The following is an 18166-nucleotide window of genomic DNA, read 5'->3' as shown; positions in this document are numbered from 1 at the left end:
GCTTCCCCTGTCTTTGCCCGATGGACCGGCTTTTTTATATAGACAGGAGTTTTCATGACCGTTCTCAACGTCGCCAAGTTTGGCGGCACCAGTGTCGCCGATGCCACCGCCATGGGCTGCTGCGCCGACATCGTCCTCGCCAATCCCGCCACCCGCGTCGTGGTGCTCAGTGCCAGCGCAGGTGTCACCAATCTGCTGGTCACCCTGGCTCAGGGCGAACTCGGTGACGAGGCCCTCGGCGCGCAGCTGGCCCAACTGACCGGGATCCAGCAACGTATTCTCGACGCCCTCTCCCCCAACCCCGAGCTACAAGCGGCCATCTATGCCCAGCTGGCCGAGATCGAGGCCATGGCGCGCCAGGCCAGGTTGCACACCGATGCGGAGCTGGCCGATCGCCTCATCGCCTGTGGCGAGATGATGTCGAGCCGCCTCTTCACCGAGCTGCTGTGCCAGCGTGGCGCCAAGGCCCAATGGGTCGACGTGCGCCGCCTGCTGCGCACCGACAGCCGCTTTGGCAAGGCAAGCGTCGATCTCGATGCCACCCGCTCGCTCTGCCAACAGGAGATAGCCCCCCTGCTCGGCGATACCATCCTGGTCACCCAGGGCTTTATCGGCTCCGATGAGCATGGTCGCACCACCACCCTGGGGCGTGGCGGCTCTGATTACAGCGCAGCCCTGCTCGGCGAGGCACTCGATGCCAGCAGCATAGAGATCTGGACCGATGTCCCCGGCATCTACACCACGGATCCGCGCCTGGTGACCCGGGCCAGACCCATCCCCGAAATCAGCTTCGCCGAGGCGGCCGAGATGGCCACCTTCGGCGCCAAGGTGCTGCACCCCTCGACCCTGCAACCGGCGGTGCGCCGAGACATTCCAGTGTTCGTCGGCTCGAGCCGGGAGCCGGCCGCCGGGGGCACCTGGATCCGCGCCACCACCCGCAGCAGCCCCCTGTTTCGGGCCGTGGCCCTGCGCCGCAACCAGGTGCTGGTAACGCTGCACAGCCCCAACATGTTCCACGCTTACGGGTTCCTGGCCGAGGTATTTGGCATCTTGGCACGTCACCGCATCTCGGTGGATCTCATCACCACCTCAGAGGTGAGCGTCTCCCTCACCCTGGATCACACCGGCAGCCAGAGCAACGGGGAGGCGACCCTGAGCGACAAGGTGCTGGCCGAGCTCGGCGAGCTGTGCAAGGTCAAGGTAGAGAGCGGGCTCGCCCTGGTGGCCCTCATCGGCAATCGCATGAGCGAGGTCAATGGTGTGGGCAGCCAGGTCTTCGCCACCCTGCAGGATCACAACATTCGCATGATCTGTTATGGGGCCAGCGCCCACAACCTCTGCTTCCTGGTGGGCGAAGAAGAGGCCGCCGCCGTGGTCAACCGGCTACATCAGGGTCTGCTCGGCTAAATCATTCGATTTCGCCATCAACTGTTAATCAGATCTTCATTTTCTGGTCATAAAATTGACAACAAGAGGGAGTTGGCCGCACCATCGGCCACTCCCGTTGCTCAAGGATAGGGCCACATGAGGTCTCTGTTTGCCACTCATCACGCCGACAGGCGACGACTCCTGCTGCATCTGCTGTGGGGGTTGCTCCTCTTTGCCCTGCTGCTTCCCTGGCTGCGCCTCGACGCCGTGCTGAACCGTTTCGAGCCCATCGATTTTCACAGCGGTACCCTTCAGGTGGCTCGTCTCGAGCAGGCGTCCTTACTCTACAAGAGCGATGAGCGCGGCATGTATGTGGTGCTGCATCACAAGTGGCGCCTGGCCGAGCCCCTTCTGGATGCGGACCGTCTGACCTTCATCCTGCGCCGGGAAGATGGCGGCGAGGCCGGTCGGCTCGCGATTGACGCCAGCAAGCACCAACGCTGCGGCGACAAGGGGTGCCGTGTGCAGCTCAACAGCACGATGCGCGTCCCCGATGATGCCGCCAGCCGGGAGTACTCCCTTTGGGTGAAGCCACAGATCCAAGGGGCGCCACTGCCCACCCGCTTCCTGCAACTCTTGCCGGCCCGTGGTTTCTCCCTGCCCCAGATGCTGCTCACCCTGGGGGCCATAGTGCTTATCAACGCCCTGCTGCTCCACCTGCTGGCCCCCCTGTTTCGCCTGCGTCGCCGCTCCCGGGTGGCGGCCAGCCTGCTGCTGGGCAACCTCACCTTTTTGCTGCTGCACGGCTTTGCCTTCTTTCGCTTCGGGGAGTTCACGCTCTGGTCCGGCTTTCGCGTCGAGCACTACTATCTGGCCTGGGGCACCATGGTGATCGGCTGGGGCCTGTGTGCCCTGGCCGGTTTTCATCTCTACATGGGGCTCGCTTTCACCCTATTGATGGGGCTGGGGCTCCTTGCCAACTTCACCAAGATCGCTATCTATGGGGTCCCCTTGGGCGGTAACGATCTGGGCAACCTGCTGGGACTGCTCCAGATCCTGCGTGAAGAGTACCCCTGGGCGCCCTGGGCCCTGGCCCTGGTGCTGGCGTTTGCCTGCTGGCGCTTTGCCCTGTCGCGCTGGCTGCTGCGCGGGGCTGCCGCCACCCTGGCCTTCTTCGCCCTCTGCGTCTTCGCCACCCAGGCCGGCAACCGCCTGCTCGGCCCCAACGTGCGCTATTTCCAGCACAGCGTCACCTACCACAGGGATTTGATCCGCGCCGGCCCCGGCCTCTATCTCTTCAATCTGGTGGATGACATGGTGAGCCAGGGCTCCATCTTCCGCTATCCGCTGCTCAGTACTGGCCTGGCGCCGAAACGGGTGCACACCCCGGACATCCACCCCCCTCTCTGGGATCGGGTGATCGTGTTGCAATATGAATCCCTCTGGCTCGGCTGGCAGGGGAAGATCTGTGCCAAGGCGCCGGATCTCACCCTGCCCGCCGGGCTACAACAATGGCGCAAGACCATTCACTCCCCCACCACGGGGGGGATGACGGTACTGGCCGAGTTCGAGATGAACACCGGTCTGCCGGTGGGGCTGCTCAAGCAGGGCATAGTCCCCTACTACTATTTGCAGCCCAGCGTGCCGAGCCTGGCCAACACGGCGCGCGCCAGTGGCTATCAGACCCTCTTCGTGCACCCCTATGTAGAGAAGTTTTGGGGGCGGGATCAGGCGATCCCGGCACTGGGCTACCAAACCCGCTGGTTTGACCGTGAGTTCACCACCCTGGCCCACAAGGGACTCTACGTCTCGGATGATGCCATGGTCTCCCGCCTGCTGGCACCCAGCGCCGAGCTCGCCCCCCAGTTTGCTTACGGGGTCACCATGCAGGGCCACGGCCCCTTCGATGGCCCCCGTTATCAGGGCGCCGAGCTCGATGGGGCCTGTCCCGATCTCCCGGCCGGGGAGCGACAGACGCTCAACACCTATTACACCGGCGTGGTCGATGCCATGGCCTCGCTGCAGAAACTACTCGAGGCCCTGGCGGCCGGCGACGAACGTTTCCTGGTGATCGCCTTTGGCGACCACCAGCCCTTCCTGATGGGTGCCGGCGATGGCATTCTCGGCTCCCAACCGAGTCGGGCGGCGCGCTATGAGATCCCCCTGATGGTCTTCACCCGCGAGGGTGATGCGCTCGATCCCGTGGCGACCTTCGGCGAGGTACGTCAGCTCTATCAACTGGGCCAGATCACCCGCTCCCTGCTGGCGGGCAAGCTTGAGGGCGCCACGCCCGAGCCCCTGCTGCACCCGGTACTGGGGGAAGAGCCGGGCTTTGACCCCACCCCATTGCTGCCCCAGATCCGCGCGACCTTCCGAAGCGAGGTTCTGCCCTAGGCATAAAGACGTTGGCCCGAGGTCGGGGGGCGATTAGTATGGCCCCCCTCACCGCACACGGAGTCCTTTCTCATGACTGATTGTTCTTGCGGCACTGGCCGCCCCTATGCCGATTGCTGCCAGCCCCTGCATCTGGGCGCCGCCGCCACCACACCGGAAACCCTGATGCGCTCCCGCTACTGCGCCTTCGTATTGGGGCTGGGAGACTATCTGGTCAAGACCTGGCATCCGGACCATCTGGGGGGGCTCAACGCCGAAGAGCTGGGACAGCAGGATACCCGCTGGGACCACCTGGAGATCCTCGGCAGCGGTGAGCAGGGCGATCAGGGCTGGGTGGAGTTCAAGGCCTGGTTTCACGAGGGTGAAAAACTCGTCTGCCTGCACGAACGTTCCCGCTTCCTGCGAGAGGCGGGGCGCTGGCGTTATACCGATGGTGAGCTGACTCCCGCCGCCGCGCGTGTGGGACGCAACGATCCCTGTCCCTGTGGCAGCGGCAAGAAGTTCAAGAAGTGTTGCGCCGATTAAAGGCGTGGTTTTAAATGAAACTGACTGTCCCGATGCAAGGAGCGCCTCATGACAGAGCAGAGTCACGCCAGCGCCATCAAACAGAAATTGCTCGCACACCGGGAAAAGGGGACTCGCATCACCGGCAGTGATGCGCTCTCCTACCTGCAACCCGCCAGCGAGGCCGGTGTCGAGGTGATCTCCCCTACCGGGATCAACCGATCCCTGCCCGCCGTCCTGATCGGCGCCGATCGTCGCGGCTTTCTCTACTTTACCCTCAGCACCGTTTCGGCCAATGAGGCGGCCCTCTGCTGCCGGGCCGGTTATCGGGTCGCCATCTCGCTTGTGTGCGAGCGGGGCATGGGGGCCATGGTTCACCTCGAGGGCATCATAGAGCAGTTCAGTAGCACACCGCTGGTGTTTACGGTTCGCACGCCCGAGACCCTCATCATCAACAAGATCCGCAAGGAGACGCGCTATCCGGTCCACTGCGAGGGCATCGCCGTGCTCGGTCAACGCCAGGTCGAGGTCAGCCTGCTCGATCTTTCGCAAGAGGGGTGCTCCTTTGCCACCAACCACCTGGCCCCCCCCTTCTCGTCCGGCTGGCAGCTGGAGCTGCGCTTTCGGCTGAGCCCCAATGACGCGACCCAGTTTCGCCTTACCGGCTCCATCTGCAATCACCGCAGCGTGGGGGGGCAGCACCGTTACGGCATGCGCTTCGATCCTCACGGGCGACAGCAGAGCGAGCGCCTGTTCGAGCATCTGGAGTTCGACGGGCACCATATGGTGATCCGCCCTCGCCGGCAGGAGACGAGACAGTGAGTCCGGTCATGAGTGCGATCTTGCTCACAAAAAACCACCAACACCCACAAAAATGAGCGATTGCGCTCATTAATTTGGTCTGAATCAAACATTTTCGGGTGTGAAACCGTCACACTGCTCCTAACAAGAAGCAGTGAGATGAGCACAATGAAACGGATCACCACCCAGGTCGTTATCATAGGCGGCGGGGCAACGGGCGCAGGGATCATGCGCGATTGCGCCCTGCGCGGTATCGATTGCGTTTTGCTCGAGCGCGATGACATCGCCTCGGGCACCACGGGCCGCAACCACGGCCTGCTCCACTCCGGCGCCCGCTACGCCGTCACCGATCAGGAGTCGGCCCGCGAGTGCATCCAGGAGAACCGCATCCTCAAGCGCATCGCCAGCCACTGTGTCGAGGACACTGGCGGCCTCTTTCTGACCCTGCCGGAAGATGACATCGGCTTCCAGAAGACCTTCATGGAGGCCTGTGCCCGCGCCGGTATCGAGACCCGTCAGCTCGACCCGCGCGAGGCGCTGCGCCTCGAGCCCAACGCCAACCCGGCCATGATAGGCGCAGTCCAGGTGCCGGACGGTACGGTCGACCCCTTCCGTCTCGCCGCCGCCAACGTGCTCGACGCCAAGGAGCACGGTGCGCGCATCTTCACCCACAGCAAGGTACTCGGGCTCTTGAGAGCCCAGGATCGCGTCTACGGTGTCAGGGCCATCAATACCCGTACCGGCGAAGCCTTCGAGGTGGAGTGCCAGGAGGTGATCAACGCCGCGGGGATCTGGGGCCAGCAGATCTGCGAATACGCCGATCTCGGCATCCGCATGTTCCCGGCCAAGGGCTCCCTGCTCATCATGGATTACCGCATCAACCAGCTGGTGCTCAACCGCTGCCGCAAGCCGGCCGACGCCGACATCCTGGTACCGGGGGATACCATCTCCCTCATCGGCACGACCTCGAGCAAGGTGGACTACCACAGCATCGACAACCTGCAGGTGACGCCGGACGAGGTCGAGGTACTGCTGCGCGAGGGGATAAAACTCGCCCCCATCATGGCGCGCACCCGATTGCTGCGCGCCTACGCCGGGGTGCGCCCCCTGGTCGCCGTGGATGGGGACGAGTCGGGCCGCAACATCAGCCGCGGCATAGTGCTGCTCGATCACAGCGAACGCGACGGCTTGCAGGGCTTTAACACCATCACGGGCGGCAAGTTGATGACCTACCGCCTGATGGCCGAGTGGGCCACCGATCTGGTGGCCAAGAAGCTCGGCAACAGCACGCCGTGCCGCACCGCCGAACTAAGCCTACCCGGGTCGCGCGACCCCGAGAAAGTCTCGGCCCCGGGTCTGAGCGCCCCGGCCGAGGGGTCGGCCCAGTACCGCCACGGGGAGCGGGTCATCGCCTTCTTCCGTGACAATCCCAAGGCCAACGCCCTCATCTGCGAGTGCGAGATGGTAACGGCCGGGGAAATCGAGTACGCCCTGCGCGAGCTGGACGTGGATAACCTCATCGATCTGCGCCGCCGCACCCGGGTCGGCATGGGCCCCTGTCAGGGTGAGCTGTGCGCCTACCGCGCCGCCGGCCTGATGCACGAGTACGGCAAGGCCGATGGCCGCCAGGCCTGCATCATGCTGCGCCAGTTTATCGAGGAGCGTTTCAAGGGGACCCGTCCCGTGCTGTGGGGCGATGCCCTGCGCGAGGCGGAATTTACCTACTGGATTTATGAGGGGTTGTTCGGGCTGGGTGCCTGGACCACCGAGCAGCAGGACAAGGAGGGGGCCGCATCATGAGATTCGACAGCATCATCATAGGCGGCGGCATCGCCGGCCTGTGCGCCGGCCTGCGCCTGGCCGAGGCGGGACAGAAGTGCCTCATCATGGCCTCGGGCCAGAGCGCCCTGCATTTCTCTTCCGGCTCGGTGGACTTGCTGGGCGGCGAGGGTGACCCCCGCGCGGCCCTGCCCGATTTCATCGACCGCCATCCGGATCACCCCTATGCCCGGGTGGGCCAAGCCGGCGTGCTGGCAAGTCTCGAGGATCTGCAGCGTCACTGCGCCGCCGAGGGGCTCACCCTGACGGGCGGCGAGCGCAATCACAGACGCCTCACCCCCATCGGCACCCTCAAGGAGACCTGGCTCTCCCCCGATACCTGCGCCATCGCCGGCGAAACGCCCCAACCCGAGCGGCTGATGCTCGCCACCCTGGAGGGGTTTCGCGACTTCCATCCGGCCCTGGCCGCCGCCAATCTGGCAAGTCAGCCGGGGTTTGCCCACACCCGCATCCTCACCGGCGAGCTGCGCCTGCCCCAGCTGGCCGAATTTAGCCGCAACCCCCACGAGTTTCGCTCCGCCGACATAGCCCGCCTGTGCGATCGCCACGATCTGCTGGCCGATCTGGCCCGGGAGATCTCGCGCCTGATGCACGAAGCCGGCGGCCACTGCCACCATCTGGTCCTGCCCGCCTGCCTCACCCTGGGGTTGGTCAGCGAGCGCCTGAGCGAGCTGGAAAAGCGCACCGGCTGCACCATCCGCGAGGTGGCCACCATGCCGCCGTCGCTCATCGGCATGCGCCTGCAAGAGACCCTCAAGCGCCGCTTCATCGCGCTGGGCGGCACCTTCCTTACCAGCGAGCGGGTACAGGGTGCACACTGCGACGACCAGCGGGTGATCGGCCTCTACAGCCAGAACGGGGAAGACGTCCTGTTTGAGGCAGACCACTTCATCCTCGCCACCGGCAGCTTCTTTAGCCGCGGGCTGGAGTCGCGCCTGCGCGGCATTCGCGAGCCCATCTTCGGCGCCGACGTGCTCAGCGCCCCCGAGCGCGATGCCTGGGCCGGTCGCCGCCTCTTCAGCCATCACCCCTTCATGGGCTTCGGGGTCAAGACCGACGAGCGGCTGCGGGTGCTGCGCGCCGGCAAACCGCTCACCAACCTCTTTGGTGCCGGCAGCATACTGGCCCATTACGATCCGATCCAGGAAGGCTCGGGCTCCGGGGTGGCGGTGGCCACCGGCTGGCAGGCCGCCGGCCACATTCTGGAGTCGACCCGATGAGAATCTTGCCCCACATCCCGCGCCGTCCATCCAGCCGGGAGGAGAACTGACATGCTGCTCGATCACGCCAACCAGACCTTCGATCAATGCATCAAATGCACCGTCTGTACCGCCTACTGCCCGGTCGCCAAGGCCAACCCCTCCTACCCGGGCCCCAAACAGGCGGGTCCGGACGGGGAGCGCCTGCGCATCAAGAGTCCGGCCCTCTATGACGAGGCGCTCAAGCACTGCACCAACTGCAAACGCTGCGAAGTCGCCTGCCCGAGCGGCGTGCGTATCGGCGACATCATAGCCCGGGCCAAGCACCAGTACGGGGGGATGAGACCCGGGATCCGGGAGTTTGTGCTCTCCCACACCGATCTGCTGGGTGGCATGTCCACCCTGATGGCCCCAGTGGTCAACCTCACCACCAGCCTCAAGCCGGTCAAACTGGTGCTGGACAAGGCGCTCGGGGTTTCCTCCCACCGGGATCTTCCCAAGTACTCCCAGGGCACCTTCCGTGGCTGGTACAAGAAACAGAAGGCGACCCAGGCCAGCTATGGCCGTCAGGTGGCTTACTTCCACGGCTGCTACGTGAACTACAACCACCCGCAGCTCGGCAAGGAGCTGGTGCAGGTGCTCAACGCCATGAACATAGGCGTGCAGCTGCTCGAGCGGGAGAAGTGCTGCGGCGTGCCGCTCATCGCCAACGGCTTCATGAACAAGGCCAAGCAACAGGCCGCCTTCAACATTCAGCAGATGGAGAACACCCTGATCGGCAACGAGATGCCCCTGTTGACCACCTCCTCGACCTGCGGCTTCACCCTGCGCGACGAATACCCTCATCTGCTGGAGCAGGACAACCACAAGGTGCGCAGCCGCATCTCGCTCATCACCCGCTTCCTGTGGCAAGAGTTCCAGAAGGGCAACCTGCCGGCCATGAAGCCGCTCGATCTGCACATCGCCTATCACACCCCCTGCCACATGGAGAAGATGGGCGGCGTCATCTACACCCTCGAGATCCTGCGTGCCATCCCCGGCGTGCGTGTCACCGTGCTCGACTCCCAGTGCTGCGGCATCGCCGGCACCTATGGCTTCAAGTCGGAGAACTACGCCACCAGCCAGAGCATCGGCCAGGGACTGTTCGATCAGATTGGGCGCCTCAAACCGGATCTGGTGATCACCGACTGCGAGACCTGCAAGTGGCAGATCGAGATGAGCACCCCCTACCGCTGCGAGCACCCGATCCACCTGTTGGCCAGCGCGCTGATCTAACCCCCTCCGGTGAGGCCAGCCTGCTGGCCTCACCATTTTGTCACCCATTGAATCCCTACAACCTGCCTCCTCACGGCCGCCAAGCCGGCAAAACGCCGCTCTCATCTCATTGAGAAGAAAGTGAATTGTTATTTACCTCTCATTTTTTCCCCTCCCCGGGGCCAGCAATTGATCCAAGACAAATCCCCGTCGAACAAAAGAACATCTGATTTATTTCTTCTATAGACTGACCTGGTGAGTAAATGGGTAAAGAGAATACCCATTGGATAACAACAACAGGCTCTCCACCAAGAGAGAGGCCATCATCTGGGAGTGATGATCGTGGGTTCACAAACCAAGCAGTGGGCGCTGGCAATGGGCGCCTTGATAGCCGGGGCCATCTGGACCGGCCAAGTACACGCCAAGATCGAGGGGCGCAACGACCTGTTCTCCAAGGATCATGCCAAGCAGTACCAATCCTGGGAGCAGACCAAGCAGAGCGAAGAGCGCGCCGACGCCCTGGCCGAGGATCCCAACCTGGTGGTGCTGTGGGCCGGCTATGCCTTCGCCAAGGATTACAACAAGCCACGCGGCCACTACTACGCCCTGACCGACGTGCGCGAGACCCTGCGCACCGGCGCCCCCAAGAGTGCCGAGGACGGCCCCCTGCCGATGGCCTGCTGGAGCTGCAAGAGCCCGGACGTGGCCCGGGTGATCGACAGCCAGGGTGAAGACGCCTATTTCAAGGGGATGTGGGCCAAGGGTGGCCCCGAGATCGTCAACACCATCGGCTGCGCCGACTGCCACGCCACCGACAGCAAGGAATTCAAAGAGGGCAAACCGGCCCTGCACCAATCCCGCCCCTACGCGAGCCGCGCCATGGATGCCATCCATATGCCGTTTGCCAAGCAGGGCCGCTTCGATCAGCAGGCCCAGGTGTGCGGTCAGTGCCACGTGGAGTACTACTTCGTCGCCCCCACCAAGAGCGTCAAGTTCCCCTGGGATCAGGGCACCACGGCCGACGACATGGAGCGCTATTACGACGAGCTCGGCTTCGCCGACTGGGTACACGGTCTCTCCAAGACCCCCATGCTCAAGGCCCAGCACCCCGAGTACGAGACCTGGCGCGCCGGCATCCACGGCAAGAACAACGTGGGCTGCGTCGACTGCCACATGCCCAAGGTGCGCGGTGAGGATGGCAAGCTCTACACGGATCACAAGGTGGGTAACCCCTTCGATCGCTTCGACCAGACCTGCGCCAACTGTCACACCCAGAGCAAGGCCATGCTCGAAGGGGTGGTCAAGGAGCGCAAGGTAGCGGTCAACGATCTGAAGCTGAAGGTGGAGCAGCAGCTGGTGCGCGCCCACTTCGAGGCCAAGGCCGCCTGGGACGCAGGCGCCACCGAGGAACAGATGAAGCCAATTCTGCAAGACATTCGTCACGCCCAGTGGCGCTGGGACTACTCCATCGCCTCCCACGGCATCCATATGCATGCCCCGGATGTCGCGCTGCGGACCCTGGGCACCGCCCTGGACAAGGCCGCCGACGCCCGCACCAAGCTGGCCCGTCTGCTCGCCACCAAGGGGATCACCGGTGAGATCCCGCTGCCGGACATCAGCACCAAGGAGAAGGCCCAGGCCGCCCTCGGCATGGACATGAAACAGTTCATCAGCGACAAGCAGCAGTTCCTCAAGACCACGGTCCCCGCCTGGGACAAACAGGCGCAGGAAGCTGGCCTGCTCACCAAGTGAGTCGTGTATCACAGGGCCCCGCCGCGCGGGGCCCCAGAGGGATGAAGAGATCATGATGAAACGGTTAACCCCCTGCCTGCTGGCGCTCACCCTGATGCTGGGTGCGCCCCTGACCCAGGCCCAAGAGAGCGAGACCCGGGGCGACCAGGCCAAGGTCGAGCTGCAGCGCAGCCCCGACTACGCCTGCACCCAGTGTCACAAGAAAGAGGACGAGGCGATGCACGGCAAGCACGCCCAGGCCACCAACCCCAACAACCTGGGGCCCGTCACCTGTACCAACTGCCACGGCAAGCCCTCCCCCCGTCACCGGGAAGGGGTCAAGGATGTGATGGACTTCCAGGACAAGAGCATGCCCCTGGATCAGAAGAACGGCGTCTGCCTGAGCTGCCACGAGCCCAAGCCCCTGCGCGAGGCCTTCTGGGCCCACGATGTGCACGCCACCAAGCTCGCCTGTACCAACTGCCACGAACTGCATGTGGCCAAGGAGCCCATGGTCGGCATCGACAGCAAGGTCCGCATCGGCCTGTGCGTCGACTGTCACGGCAAGCAACACGCCGCCAAGCTGGCCAACGAGGCCGAGGCGAGTGGCAAGGAGGCCCCATGAGCTGCTCCCGTCGCGGTTTTCTGGCCGGCGCGGGAGCCGGTGCCCTCATCATGATGACGGGCCCGGTCAACTCCCTTGCCGCCAGCATGACCATAGATGGCAAGCGCCTTGGCATGCTCCATGACGAGACGGCCTGCATCGGTTGCACCGCCTGCATGGACGCCTGCCGCGAGGTGAACAAGGTGCCCGAGGGGGTGTCGCGCCTGCAGATAGTGCGCAGCGGCCCCATCGGTACCTTCCCCGAGGCGCGTTACCACTTCTATCGCCACTCCTGCCAGCACTGTGACAACGCCCCCTGCGTCCACGTCTGCCCGACCGGGGCCTCCCACGTGGATCCGGACACCGGCATCGTCGATGTGGATGCCGATCTCTGTGTCGGCTGCCAATATTGCATCGCCTCCTGCCCCTACCGGGTGCGCTTCATCAACCCCCAAACCCGGGTGGCCGACAAGTGTGATTTTTGCCGTCACACCAACCTGGCCCACGGCAAGTTGCCCGCCTGCGTCGAGGCGTGCCCGACCAAGGCGCTCACCTTCGGAGATCTCGACGATCCGGCGAGCGAGCTCAACCGCGCGCTGCGCCGCCTGCCCACCTACCGGGCAAAGAGTCATCTGGGCACAGAGCCCAAGATGTACCGGGTGCCGGCCCTGGGCAGCGGTGAGGAGCTGGAGATTGGTCGCGACGGCGTGCCTACCGGCTATGTGAACGGTGCCGTCAATGGGGAGGTGAAGTCATGATGCTGCCCGCAGATCCATTCCACTTCCCCTCTCTGGTGTGGGACTGGCCCATCGCCATCTACCTGTTCCTGCTCGGGATCTCGGCCGGCAGCGTCACCTTTGCCGTGCTGCTGAAGCAGAAGGTGCTGGGGGATAAGGCCTCCCAAAGCGGCGTGCTCAAGGCGACCGCCATCCTGGGGCCGGCCTCCGTCGTCCTGGGGCTGCTAATCCTCATCTTCCACCTGAGCCGCCCCTGGACCTTCTGGAAGCTGATGTTCCACTACCAGTTCGATTCGGTCATGTCGATGGGGGTGATGCTGTTCCAGGTCTATATGGCGGTGCTCTTCGTCTGGCTCGGCGGCGTCTTCGCCAGTGAGCTGGCGTGGCTGCGCGAGCGCCTGCTGCCGGGCCGCTTTGGCTGGGTCGATGGCCTGCTGGCCAGGATCCCGAGCGTTGACAAGATGGTCGAGCCCCTGCTGCTGCTGCTCGCCGTGCTGCTGGGGGCCTACACCGGCTTCCTGCTCTCGGCCCTCAAGAGCTACCCCATGCTCAACAACCCTGTGCTACCGGTGCTGTTCCTGGTCTCGGGCCTGAGCTCCGGCGTCGCCAGCTGCATCCTGGTCTCGACCACCCTGTTCAAGACCCGGGCGCACAGTGACGAGGTCCAGTTCCTGCACCGCTTCGAGACACCTCTGGTACTCATCGAGGCGCTGCTGCTGCTGTGCTTCTTCACCGGCCTCTGGTTCGGTGACGGGCAGAAGCTGGTGGCCCTGATCAGCGCCATCGGTGGTGGCTTCTGGTCCCAGGTGTTCTGGTTTGGCGTAGTGGGGCTGGGCCTGGCCGCGCCCCTGCTGCTCGGCCGCCTGCTTCCGGGTCACGGCCGTGGTAAGCTGCTGCTCATCTGCGGCTGCAGCCTGACCGGGATCCTGCTGCTGCGCTACTTCATCCTCTATGCCGGCCAGATGACCGTCGCCTGATGGTACTGCCGGCAATAACTCCGGGGAGTGTCGACCACTCCCCGCGTTCGTTTCATGGGAGGGGCTAGATGCTGCCCGAACTGGCTCTGATGGCCCTCTTGCTCACCCCTCTGCTCGCCTGCTGGCAGGGGGCGCTTCCCTGGCTGCCGCACGGGCTGGGGGCCCGGCGTCTGGCCCGCTCCCTGGCCTGGGGTCAGGTCGTGCTGGTGGGCCTCGCTCTGCTGCTGCTTGCCCATGCCTTCCAGAGCGATGACTTCACCCTCCTCTATGTGGCCCAGCACAGCAACAGCCGGCTACCGCTCCCCTTCAAGCTCGCCGCGGTGTGGGGCGGCCACGAGGGATCCCTGCTCTTCTTCCTGTTTGCCCTGAGCCTGTGGAACGCGCGCCTCGGCCACCTGGCCCAACCGCTTGCCACCCGCGCCCGGGCCCAGAGCGTGATGGGCTGGCTTATCGCCCTGCTCTCCCTCTATCTATTGACCGAGAGCAACCCCTTCGTGCGCCTCTTCCCGCCCCCCTTCGAGGGGCGCGATCTCAACCCCATGCTGCAAGACGTCGCCCTCATCCTTCACCCCCCCTTGCTCTATCTGGGCTATGTGGGCTTTGCCGCCAGCTTCGCCCTGGGGATCACGGCCCTGTGGGAGCGGCGCCTCGACGGGGCCCTGGTGCGCGCCTGGCGACCGCTCGCCCGCGCGGCCTGGGGTTGGCTCACCGCCGGTATCGTACTGGGGGCCTGGTGGGCCTATCACGAGCTCGGCTGGGGAGGCTGGTGGTTCTGGGACCCGGTAGAGAACGCCTCTCTGCTCCCCTGGCTGTTTGGCACCGCCCTGCTCCATGCCCTGGCCGCCTTCGAGCGGCGCGGCCTGTTTGGCCAGGGGGTCTTGCTGCTGGCCCTGCTCACCTTCGTGATGAGCCTGCTCGGCACCTTCATGGTGCGGGCCGGGGTGATGAGCTCGGTTCACGCCTTCGCCATCGACACCAACCGTGGTGAGCGCCTGCTGCTCCTGCTCGGGGCCGTGGCCTTGTGCGCCCTGCTGCTCTATGGCTGGCGCGGTCAGCTCAGCGTCCGTCGGGCTCACTTCAGCCTGCTCTCTCGCGAAAGCGCCCTCGCCTGCGCCCTGGCACTGCCCCTGCTGGGGGCGGCGGTGGTCTTGATTGGCACCTTCTATCCGCTCATTCATCCCCTCATCGCCCACGGGGCCATTTCGGTGGGCCCCCCCTACTTCAACGCTCTCTTCGTGCCCCTGGTGCTGCTGGCCCTGCTCGGTCTCATCCTGTTGCCCTGGCTCGGCTGGCAGCAAAGCCGGCTGCCCCGGGCCCCCTGGCTGTGGCTGCTGCTGGCTCTGCCGCCGACCCTCTGGCTCAATCAGGGCAGCGCTCTGCTGCCCGGAATGGCAACCCTGCTCGCCCTCTGGCTCTCGCTCACCTGCCTGCACGCCCTCTGGCGCGACGGGCTGCGCAGCGCCCACCTGGCCCACCTGGCGCTGGCCCTGGTGGTGTTGGCCGCAAGCCAGCTGGCCGGCCACACCCGGGAGCGGGGCCTGTTGCTGGCGCCGGGGCAGAGCGCCACGTTGGGTCAATATCGGGTGCGTCTCGATGCCATCACCCCTGAGCTCGGCCCCAACTACAGCGCCGAGCGCTATCATCTGACCGCCTTCAAGGAGGGCAAGGCCCTGGGCCGACTCTTCCCGGAGCGGCGCCACTACAGCGTGCGGACCATGCAGATGAACGAGGTGGGACTGCTGCGCCTCCCCTCGGGGGATCTCTACGCCGTGCCAGGCGACAAGCAGGGGAACCGCATCGCCCTGCGCCTGGCCTATAAACCCGGCGCCAGCTGGCTCTGGCTGGGAGGCGTCCTGCTCGCCTTGGCGGGCCTGCTGCCCCTCGGCCGTCGTTTTCAGCGCAAACGCAACCAGGAGGCATCATGTCCCGCCTGATCCGCTGGCTCCCCCTGCTGCTCGGCCTCGGTCTGCTGCTGCTGCTCTGGCACGCCCTCACCCCCGCCCAGGTGGACGATGAGGCCGGACTAAACCGCCCCCTGCCCGAGCTCACCCTGACCACCCTGGAGGGGCAACGCCTCTCCACTGCACAGCTGCGTGGCCGCCCCTTTCTGCTCAACGTCTGGGCCAGCTGGTGCGCCAACTGCCGCAGCGAACACCCCCTGCTGTTGGAGATAGGCCAGAGCCTGCCCATCCTTGGGATCAGTTACCGGGACAAGCCGGCCGCCGCGCGCGCCTGGCTCGAGAGCGCCGGCAATCCCTATCAGCTGGTGCTGGACGATGGCGACGGCGCCCTCGGGCTGGCCCTCGGGGTGGTCGGTACGCCGGAGAGCTGGCTGGTGAGCGCTGACGGGCGCCTGCTGGCCCGCCACCGGGGCGTCTTGACCAAAGAAGCGTGGCAGCGCCGCTTCCTCCCGCTGCTGGAGAAACCATGAGAAGCCTGCTGCTTGCCCTCTGTCTGATCCCGTCCCTGCTGTGGGCCGCCGACGAGTTTTCTTTTGCCGATGCCACCCAGGCCGAGCGGGCCGAGGCCCTGGCCAGGAGCCTGCGCTGCCCGTCCTGCCAGAACCAGAACCTGGTGGAGTCCAACTCCCCCCTGGCGCGAGATCTGCGCCTCGAGGTCTACCAGCGGGTCGCCGCCGGACAGAGCGACGAGGCGGTGCGCGACGCGCTGGTCGAGCGCTACGGAGAGTTTGTCACCTACCGCCCCCCCTTGCGCCTCTCGACCCTGCTGCTGTGGGGCCTGCCGCCCCTGCTGCTGGCCCTGTGCGGCCTCTGGCTCGCCACCGGGCGGCGTCCCCGCCTGCCTTCGACCCTGAGCGAGGAGCAGGCCATTTTGCATGCACAGTGGCAGGCGAGCGCCCCCGAAGAGGCGGCCCCCCACCCGCTCACCCCCTGGCTTGGCCCGGCTATCCTCGTCTCCAGCCTGGGGCTCGCCGCGCTCGGCTATCAGACCCTGGGTCAGTTCGAGCAGTGGCGTCACTGGCAGGCCAACCCCGATCCCCTGCTGGGGCTCGAGGCCGGCGCCCTCAAGGAGGCCGCCGGTGCCCGGCTGCAGGAGCGCCTGCGCCAACAGCCGCGCGACAAGGATGCCTGGGCCGAGCTGGCCCAGTGGCTGCTCTATCAGAATCGCTTCGACGATGCCCTGTGGGCCTATGACCGACTGGCCCAGCTGGAGGGAGAGCAGAGCGCCGCCACCCGGGCCGCCCGGGCCACAGTGCTCTACTACCGGGCCGGCCAGCGCATGACGCCCCAGGCCGAGCAGGAACTCAATCAGGCCCTGAGCCAGGACCCGGGTGAGGTGACCGCCCTGATGCTCAAGGCGTCGGATCACTTCTTGAATGGTCGCTACCGGGAGGCGGCACGCCTTTGGCAGCAACTGCTCGACGAGGGGCGCCCTCGTCTGGATCGGGAGGCGGTGACCCGTGCCCTGCAAATGGCCAGCGCGCTGGGCGGAGCCGGTTGAGCGTAAATAGGGCATGCGTCCGCCCCGGTGTCGTGGCAAAATGCGACGCCCCATAGGGGCATAAACGCCGTGGATGACACAAATTTCATGATTCCCTTCGATGACAAGGGGCAAAGGATTGTGCTGCGTCAAAGGCCGACATATAACTAATCCAGACTCCTTTCGATTCGTGCGGTAAACCAGATCATGATGAAGCGCTACCTCACCTCACTGCTGCTGGGCCTCACCCTGTTGCAGCCAGCCTTGGCCAATCCTTTCTCTGGCGGCCATGGTCATCCCGGCTCCATCACGGGCCTGCATTCGGATGCCTTTGTCATCGCCAACCACAGAACCGGTGAGGTGTTAAGCGAGCGCAATGCCAACCGGGTCATGCCGATTGCCTCCATCACCAAGCTGATGACCGCCATGGTGGTGCTGGACTCAGGGCTTCGCCTCAACGAGACCCTCACCGTCACCCAGGCCGATATCGACCGCATCAAGGGCACCGGCTCACGTCTGGCCGTCGGCTCGCGCCTGAGCCGTGCCCAGATGTTGCACATTGCCCTGATGGCCTCGGAAAACCGTGCCGCCTCGGCCCTGGCCCGCCACTATCCCGGCGGTCAGCGTGCCTTCGTCGAGGCGATGAACGCCAAGGCTCGTATGCTCGGCATGTGGGATACCCGCTTTCACGACAGCACGGGGCTGACCCCGCGTAACGTCTCCACCGCCCACGACCTGGCCAAGATGGTGGCCGCGGCCGCCAGCTATCCGCTGATCCGCCAATACTCCACCGACGATCAGAGCCTGGTTCGCACCAACAAGACCCAGCTTCACTATCGCAACTCCAACCGCCTGGTGCGTGAAGGGATCTGGGACGTCAAGGTCTCCAAAACCGGCTATATCCGCGAGGCGGGCCGCTGCCTGGTCATGGAAACCCGGGTAGAGCGTGAGCCCGTCATCATGGTGCTGCTCAATGCCGACACCACCAATCAGCGGGTCGCCGATGCCAAGCGCATCAAGACCTGGCTGGAGGGCTCGGGGCGCACCACCCTCGCCGCCAACCCATTTCGCACCGCCGGTCAGTAAGTTGCCTCGATGAAGCCCCAACCGGGGCTTCACTCTTTCCCCCGTTTGCGCAGCCCCCCCCATCCGGGGGATGCGGAAGATTACCCCACTCCCCCTTGCCCCTCTGAGGGGATTGTCGTGCCACTCTGCCAGCTCGCCGCCTCTGCGCCTCTCTCGATGCCCTCTCATGCCGACACATCTGCGGCGCGGCGATGATTGTCACATGGCTCTCATTCATGGCCGGGCAGGTCT

At 65.1% G+C, this 18166-nt stretch carries 15 protein-coding genes; all 15 read left to right on the top strand.

Annotation, left to right across the window (positions count from 1 at the left end):
- Positions 1-54 precede the first annotated feature (54 nt).
- Positions 55-1407 carry a lysine-sensitive aspartokinase 3 gene (lysC, locus tag BN1121_RS03690; protein WP_005360859.1) on the top strand — a complete coding sequence of 451 codons (1353 nt, stop codon included), beginning with the start codon at positions 55-57 and terminating at the stop codon, positions 1405-1407.
- 117 nt (positions 1408-1524) lie between these two features.
- Positions 1525-3762 carry an LTA synthase family protein gene (locus BN1121_RS03685; protein ID WP_005360857.1) on the top strand — a complete coding sequence of 746 codons (2238 nt, stop codon included), beginning with the start codon at positions 1525-1527 and terminating at the stop codon, positions 3760-3762.
- 72 nt (positions 3763-3834) lie between these two features.
- Positions 3835-4287, top strand: a complete 453-nt coding sequence (locus BN1121_RS03680; protein WP_005360855.1) for a YchJ family protein — start codon at positions 3835-3837, stop codon at positions 4285-4287.
- A gap of 48 nt (positions 4288-4335) precedes the next feature.
- Positions 4336-5088, top strand: coding sequence for a PilZ domain-containing protein (locus BN1121_RS03675; RefSeq protein ID WP_005360852.1), 753 nt, complete (start codon positions 4336-4338; stop codon positions 5086-5088).
- 147 nt (positions 5089-5235) lie between these two features.
- On the top strand, positions 5236-6867 hold the full coding sequence (gene glpA, locus BN1121_RS03670) for an anaerobic glycerol-3-phosphate dehydrogenase subunit A (RefSeq protein WP_005360850.1): 1632 nt from the start codon (positions 5236-5238) through the stop codon (positions 6865-6867).
- Positions 6864-8126: a glycerol-3-phosphate dehydrogenase subunit GlpB gene (glpB, locus tag BN1121_RS03665; protein ID WP_005360848.1), complete on the top strand. Its 1263-nt coding sequence runs from the start codon at positions 6864-6866 to the stop codon at positions 8124-8126. The genes glpA and glpB overlap by 4 nt, the downstream gene beginning before the upstream one ends.
- A gap of 51 nt (positions 8127-8177) precedes the next feature.
- On the top strand, positions 8178-9380 hold the full coding sequence (gene glpC / locus BN1121_RS03660) for an anaerobic glycerol-3-phosphate dehydrogenase subunit GlpC (protein WP_043597268.1): 1203 nt from the start codon (positions 8178-8180) through the stop codon (positions 9378-9380).
- A gap of 315 nt (positions 9381-9695) precedes the next feature.
- Complete coding sequence (gene nrfA / locus BN1121_RS03655) at positions 9696-11111, top strand: ammonia-forming nitrite reductase cytochrome c552 subunit (protein WP_005354549.1); 1416 nt, start codon at positions 9696-9698, stop codon at positions 11109-11111.
- Positions 11112-11166: 55 nt separating this feature from the next.
- Positions 11167-11715, top strand: coding sequence for a cytochrome c nitrite reductase pentaheme subunit (gene nrfB / locus BN1121_RS03650; RefSeq protein WP_005354554.1), 549 nt, complete (start codon positions 11167-11169; stop codon positions 11713-11715).
- Entirely contained in the window at positions 11712-12452 is a 741-nt protein-coding gene (locus tag BN1121_RS03645; protein WP_005354557.1) for a 4Fe-4S dicluster domain-containing protein, read from the top strand. The genes nrfB and BN1121_RS03645 overlap by 4 nt, the downstream gene beginning before the upstream one ends.
- Positions 12452-13408 carry a cytochrome c nitrite reductase subunit NrfD gene (nrfD, locus tag BN1121_RS03640; RefSeq protein WP_043157693.1) on the top strand — a complete coding sequence of 319 codons (957 nt, stop codon included), beginning with the start codon at positions 12452-12454 and terminating at the stop codon, positions 13406-13408. The genes BN1121_RS03645 and nrfD overlap by 1 nt, the downstream gene beginning before the upstream one ends.
- Positions 13409-13476: 68 nt before the next feature.
- Positions 13477-15342, top strand: coding sequence for a heme lyase CcmF/NrfE family subunit (locus BN1121_RS03635; RefSeq protein ID WP_005354564.1), 1866 nt, complete (start codon positions 13477-13479; stop codon positions 15340-15342).
- Entirely contained in the window at positions 15330-15839 is a 510-nt protein-coding gene (locus tag BN1121_RS03630) for a DsbE family thiol:disulfide interchange protein (protein WP_005354567.1), read from the top strand. Before BN1121_RS03635 ends, BN1121_RS03630 begins: the two co-directional genes overlap by 13 nt.
- Entirely contained in the window at positions 15836-16870 is a 1035-nt protein-coding gene (locus BN1121_RS03625) for a cytochrome c-type biogenesis protein CcmH (protein ID WP_005354570.1), read from the top strand. Before BN1121_RS03630 ends, BN1121_RS03625 begins: the two co-directional genes overlap by 4 nt.
- 186 nt (positions 16871-17056) lie before the next feature.
- Complete coding sequence (gene pbpG, locus BN1121_RS03620) at positions 17057-17935, top strand: D-alanyl-D-alanine endopeptidase (protein ID WP_005354572.1); 879 nt, start codon at positions 17057-17059, stop codon at positions 17933-17935.
- Positions 17936-18166: the final 231 nt, after the last annotated feature.

The organism is Aeromonas diversa CDC 2478-85, from assembly GCF_000819805.1.
GTDB classification, from domain to species: Bacteria; Pseudomonadota; Gammaproteobacteria; order Enterobacterales; family Aeromonadaceae; genus Aeromonas; species Aeromonas diversa.
The sequence above is the reverse complement of the archived record's forward strand: the minus strand, read 5'-3'. Positions and strand labels throughout refer to the sequence as shown.